At 44.8% G+C, this 1,612-nt stretch carries 2 pseudogenes; one reads left to right on the top strand and one right to left on the bottom strand.

The features are described from left to right. Nucleotides 1-365: 365 nt before the first annotated feature. A pseudogene (locus F6K49_RS37155) lies at nucleotides 366-575 on the top strand (hypothetical protein); the annotation flags it as partial. Nucleotides 576-780: 205 nt separating this feature from the next. Here the strand turns inward: F6K49_RS37155 and F6K49_RS37150 are convergent. Beyond that, a pseudogene (locus tag F6K49_RS37150) lies at nucleotides 781-1,579 on the bottom strand (IS5 family transposase). Between the last annotated feature and the right edge of the window lie 33 nt (nucleotides 1,580-1,612).

Below are 1,612 nucleotides of genomic sequence, written 5' to 3'. Positions count from 1 at the left end.
TGCGAAGACGATGAGCATCGAAACCTTTAAAGACATTTACTGAAGCAATAGATGCTTTTTGCAGTGCCATGTCTTGCCGTTTTGTTCATTGGCTCCAGGAAAATCCGGACGTATTTATCAGATCTAAAGCGAGTAAGGGCTGTATTTGGGTGCTTATTTGGCTAAAGTCCCACTAGCGCTTAGCTGAGTGTAAGTCTTTGCTGGTCTGACTTTTAACTTGTTTCTCACCCCATGAGTTCCGAAATAGTACCCATAAGGGTAATGTCAATAGATAAAAAACTTTTGTAAACTGTCAATGTCACTGAGATTTATGGGTTGTCACCCCCTCAGGTTTCGACAACAGCACGGCGACATCAGCGACATCTACTTTTATTTTTTGGCATCAATCAACTGGGAGACTGCGAAGACGATGAGCATCGAAACCTTTAAAGACATTTACTGAAGCAATAGATGCTTTTTGCAGTGCCATGTCTTGCCGTTTTGTTCATTGGCTCCAGGAAAATCCGGACGTATTTATCAGATCTAAAGCGAGTAAGGGCTGTATTTGGGTGCTTATTTGGCTAAAGTCCCACTAGCGCTTAGCTGAGTGTAAGTCTTTGCTGGTCTGACTTTTAACTTGTTTCTCACCCCATGAGTTCCGAAATAGTACCCATAAGGGTAATGTCAATAGATAAAAAACTTTTGTAAACTGTCAATGTCACTGAGATTTAAGTGATTTTTCAATTAAACAATCAATGTTTACTCTTAGAGGATGTTTGAAAAGTGATGAGAGGTCAAATTTTAGGCCAAGCGGCGAACCATGATCCGTATCATGGCAAGATTTATGAATGTCTCTGATGTTTCAGGCAACAACTCATAGTCTCTGACCAATCGACGGCACCCCATCAGCCAACCAAAAGTGCGCTCCACTACCCAACGCTTTTTAAGTAGTACGAAGCCAATGGTTATGTTGGGGTCGGAGCACGACTTGTACAATCCAACCGCAGACATCCATGACCCACATGATGAAAGGCTCACAACTATTGCCTCCATCAACCCAAATCAGATACAACCGTGAGACCGCTTTGCCCATCTGTTTGACCTTGTGGAGCACTCGTTTACCCCCAACTCGAACCGTCGTACTTGCTGCAGTGACCCTTACACGCAGCGATTTTTCCCAAAGTATCCACTGTGATAAACCGCTTACGACCTTTGATTTTCTTGCCTGCATCAAATCCCACAGCTTGAGTGACCATTGCTGCACTCAAGACACTTTGACGCATCTTCTGCCGCTTCCGATGGACTTGGCTGTCGTTCCTGTTCGATTCTCGTCCACTCTCGCTTGCCGGTCGTGGATTTGTAACCACGTCCCATCACGCACGCCAGTTGCGGAAATAGGTATAAACTGTTTGCCACGGGGGAAAGTCTTTCGGTTTTCCTCGCCATCTGACCCCTTCAATTAGCACGTAGAAAATTCCGTTGAGCACTTGCCATATATTGACGCGGGCGGTGGCGACCACCAGGTTTGGCTGGAGGATAATGGTCACTAAGGAATTCATACTGGATGCGGCGAATGGTCACTAGGGTAAACTTTACTCATGTGTCTCTCTCGGTGCTTGTATTTTGATAATTT

This window comes from Moorena sp. SIO3I6 (genome assembly GCF_010672095.1).
The sequence above is the reverse complement of the archived record's forward strand: the minus strand, read 5'-3'. Positions and strand labels throughout refer to the sequence as shown.